Raw genomic sequence first — 3,762 nt, forward strand, 5'->3', positions numbered from 1 at the left:
CCCCGGCGGGCCCGGGCCCGGGACGGCCGGGGCCCTGAGGGGCCGGGGTCGCCGGAGCCCGAGGGGCCGGGGACGCCGGGGCGGCCGGGCGTGGGCTACGGCGTCCCGTCCGTGTCCCCGTCCTCCGCCTCTCCGGCGGCCTCCTCCGCGAGTGCCGCGTCCAGCCGGGCCCGCGCCCCGTCCAGCCGGCTCCGGCACACCTTCGCCAGTTCCTCGCCCCGCTCCCACAGCGCGAGCGACTCCTCCAGCGTCGTACCGCCCGTCTCCAGGCGGCGTACGACCTCGATCAGCTCGTCCCGCGCCTGCTCGTACCCGAGGGCCTCGGCCACGGCCTCCGCCCGGCCCGCCCGCCCCGTCTTCCCCGTCTTTCCCGCCTGCTCCGCCTGCTCCGTCTTGCTGGTCATCCGCCCACCCTACGCATCGACTCGGACACTGAACTCGCCCCCGGACACCCGTGCCCGCAACACCTCGCCGGCCTCCACCTCGCCCGGATCGCGCACGGCGTCCCCGTCGGCCCGCTGCAGCACCGCGTACCCGCGCTCGAGCGTCGCGGCGGGGGAGAGGGCCACCACGCGCGCGTGCGTGTGCATCAGCTCGGAGTCGGTCCGGTCCAGCTGGTGCCGCAGGGAACGCCGGGCCCGGTCGAGCAGCGCGGTGACCTCCTCGGCCCGCCCGTCGATCATCCGGTGCGGTGCCTCCATCGAGGGCCGGGCCAGCGCCTGCGCCAGCCCCCGCTCCTCCCGGTCGACGAACGCCCGCACGCAGCGCCGCGCACGGTCGCGCAGCAGCCGCACCCGCTCGTACTCCTCGCCCACGTCCGGGACGACCCGCTTGGCGGCGTCCGTCGGAGTGGAGGCCCGTACGTCGGCGACGTGGTCCAGGAGCGGGTTGTCCGGCTCGTGCCCGATCGCGGAGACGACCGGCGTGCGGCAGTCCGCCACCGTCCGCACCAGCTGCTCGTCGGAGAACGGCAGCAGGTCCTCCACGCTGCCCCCGCCCCGCGCCACGACGATCACGTCCACCTCGTCGACCGCGTCCAGCTCCTTCACGGCCTGGACCACCTGCGGCACCGCGTGCACGCCCTGCACGGCGACGTTGCGCACCTCGAAGCGGACGGCGGGCCAGCGGCGGCGGGCGTTCTCCAGCACGTCCCGCTCGGCGGCCGAGGCGCGCCCGCAGACCAGCCCGATCAGCCGCGGCAGGAACGGCAGCGGCTTCTTCCGCTCGGGGGCGAAGAGGCCCTCCCGCGCGAGCGACTTCTTCAGCTGCTCCAGCCGGGCGAGCAGCTCCCCGACCCCGACCGGCCTGATCTCCGCGGCCCGCAGCGACAGCTGTCCGCGCGGGGCGTACCACTCGGGCTTGCAGTGCACCACGACCCGCGCGCCCTCACCGACGACGTCGGCGACGGAGTCGAACACCTTCCGGTAGCAGGTCACGCCGACGGAGACGTCGTACGAGGCGTCCCGCAGCGTCATGAACACCACCCCGGCGCCCGGCCGCCGCGACAGCTGGGTGATCTGCCCCTCGACCCACACCGCGCCGAGCCGGTCGATCCACCCCCCGATGAGCCGGGACACCTCACCGACCGGGATGGGCGCTTCCGCAGACGTGTTGACAGCCATGCGGCGAGACTAGTCCGAGCCGCCGACACCGCGGGCCGCACCGGACGCACGAGCGCCCGGTACGCGGGCGGGCGCCGCCCGCCCCCGCGCCTGGACGCCCCGTCCGCCGCGCCCGTGCGGCCGGCACCCGGACCGGCCCGGGGCCTCCCCGGGACGCGAGCGCGGAGCTGCCGGACGCGGCCCTTACGATGGGACGCATGACCGCTTCGCCTGGCCGCCGTGTCCTGCTCGCCGCCCCCCGGGGCTACTGCGCGGGCGTGGACCGCGCCGTGATCGCCGTCGAGAAGGCCCTCGAGCAGTACGGGGCCCCCGTCTACGTCCGGCACGAGATCGTGCACAACAAGTACGTCGTGCAGACCCTGGAGAAGAAGGGCGCCGTCTTCGTCGAGCGGACGGAGGAGGTGCCGCCGGGCAACATCGTCATGTTCTCCGCGCACGGCGTGGCCCCCGTCGTCCACGAGGAGGCCGCGCGCGGCCGCCTCGCCACCATCGACGCGACCTGCCCGCTGGTCACCAAGGTGCACAAGGAAGCGGTCCGGTTCGCGAACGAGGACTACGACATCCTCCTGATCGGGCACGAGGGCCACGAAGAGGTCATCGGCACCTCCGGCGAGGCCCCCGACCACATCCAGCTCGTCGACGGCCCCGCGGACGTCGCCAAGGTCGAGGTCCGCGACCCGTCGAAGGTCGTCTGGCTCTCCCAGACCACCCTCTCGGTGGACGAGACCATGGAGACCGTCGACGCCCTCAAGGACAAGTTCCCCCAGCTGATCTCGCCGCCCAGCGACGACATCTGCTACGCCACCCAGAACCGCCAGCTGGCGGTCAAGCAGATGGGCGCCGAGGCGGACCTGGTGATCGTGGTCGGCTCGCGGAACTCCTCCAACTCCGTGCGCCTCGTCGAGGTCGCCAAGATCGCGGGCGCCCGTGACGCCCACCTGGTGGACTTCGCCGACGAGATCGACGAGTCCTGGCTGGAGGGCGTCTCCACGGTCGGCGTCACCTCGGGCGCCTCGGTGCCCGAGGTGCTGGTCGAGCAGGTCCTGGAATGGCTCGCCCGGCGCGGCTTCGAGGACGTCGAGATCGTCAAGGCCGCTGAGGAGTCCATCATCTTCTCGCTGCCGAAGGAACTGCGCCGCGACCTGCGCGAGGAGGCGGCGGCCCTGGCGGCGCAGCGCGGCGGCACCGGACCGGGAGAGGCCACGGCGTCGGCGTAGCGGGAACCCGGGGGACGCGACGGCATCGCGTCCCCAATCCTCCCCCCGTGTCCGATTGGTGACGGCGTCCGGTTCGTTCGCCGTTCACGGCCCGGCTTAACGTGGTTCCATGCAGATCTTCGGTGTGGACATCGGCGGGTCCGGGATCAAGGGTGCCCCGGTCGACCTGGACAAGGGGGACCTGGCGCAGGAGCGCTGCAAGGTCCTCACCCCTCAACCGGCGACGCCGGACGCGGTGGCCGACGGGGTCAAGGAGGTCGTCGGCCACTTCGGCTGGACCGGCCCGGTCGGGGTCACCTTCCCGGGTGTGGTCACCGACGGCACCACGATCCGGTCGGCGGCCAACGTCGACAAGAGCTGGATCGGCACCGACGCGCGGGTCCTGCTCGGCGACCGCCTCGGCGGTCTGCCCGTGACCGTGGTCAACGACGCGGACGCGGCGGGCGTCGCCGAGATGCACTTCGGCGCCGGGAAGGGCCGCCGGGGCACCGTCATCCTGCTGACGTTCGGCACGGGCATCGGCAGCGCCGTGTTCGTGGACGGCGTCCTGGTCCCCAACACGGAGCTCGGCCACCTGGAGCTGCACGGCCACGAGGCGGAGAAGCGGGCCTCCAGCAAGGCCCGGGAGGACCACGATCTGACGTGGGAGCACTGGGCGCACCGGGTGCAGAAGTACCTGGCCCACGTGGAGATGCTGTTCTCGCCGGAGCTGTTCGTGATCGGCGGCGGCGTCAGCCGCAAGTCCGAGAAGTTCCTGCACCACATCGAGGGCATCAAGGCCGAGATCGTCCCGGCCCGGCTGCAGAACAACGCGGGCATCGTGGGAGCGGCCATGCGGGCGGCCACGGGCGTGTAGGCACCGGGCCGCCGCCCGCCGCCGGACGTCAGGCCTGGGCCCGGCTCCGGGCGGCGGCCCGGTGCCT

Annotated in this window: 4 protein-coding genes; 2 read left to right on the top strand and 2 right to left on the bottom strand. The window is 73.7% G+C overall.

Features of this window, described 5'->3' with window-relative positions:
* Positions 1–95 precede the first annotated feature (95 nt).
* Both AOK18_RS24535 and xseA read right to left on the bottom strand, forming a co-directional pair.
* Entirely contained in the window at positions 96–404 is a 309-nt protein-coding gene (locus tag AOK18_RS24535) for an exodeoxyribonuclease VII small subunit (RefSeq protein WP_240503302.1), read from the bottom strand.
* Positions 405–413: 9 nt separating this feature from the next.
* A complete protein-coding gene (xseA, locus tag AOK18_RS24540; RefSeq protein ID WP_055695733.1) occupies positions 414–1,622 on the bottom strand; it encodes an exodeoxyribonuclease VII large subunit in 1,209 nt (402 codons plus the stop codon).
* A 188-nt stretch (positions 1,623–1,810) separates the two neighbouring features.
* Between xseA and AOK18_RS24545 the strand changes: the two genes are divergently transcribed.
* Together AOK18_RS24545 and ppgK are read left to right on the top strand one after the other, a co-directional pair.
* Positions 1,811–2,839 (top strand): 4-hydroxy-3-methylbut-2-enyl diphosphate reductase, encoded by a 1,029-nt coding sequence (locus tag AOK18_RS24545; RefSeq protein ID WP_055695734.1) that lies wholly within the window; start codon positions 1,811–1,813, stop codon positions 2,837–2,839.
* 109 nt (positions 2,840–2,948) lie between these two features.
* Positions 2,949–3,695, top strand: a complete 747-nt coding sequence (gene ppgK / locus AOK18_RS24550) for a polyphosphate--glucose phosphotransferase (protein WP_055695735.1) — start codon at positions 2,949–2,951, stop codon at positions 3,693–3,695.
* Positions 3,696–3,762: the final 67 nt, after the last annotated feature.

It is taken from the genome of Streptomyces prasinopilosus, assembly GCF_001419695.1.
GTDB classification, from domain to species: Bacteria; Actinomycetota; Actinomycetes; order Streptomycetales; family Streptomycetaceae; genus Streptomyces; species Streptomyces prasinopilosus.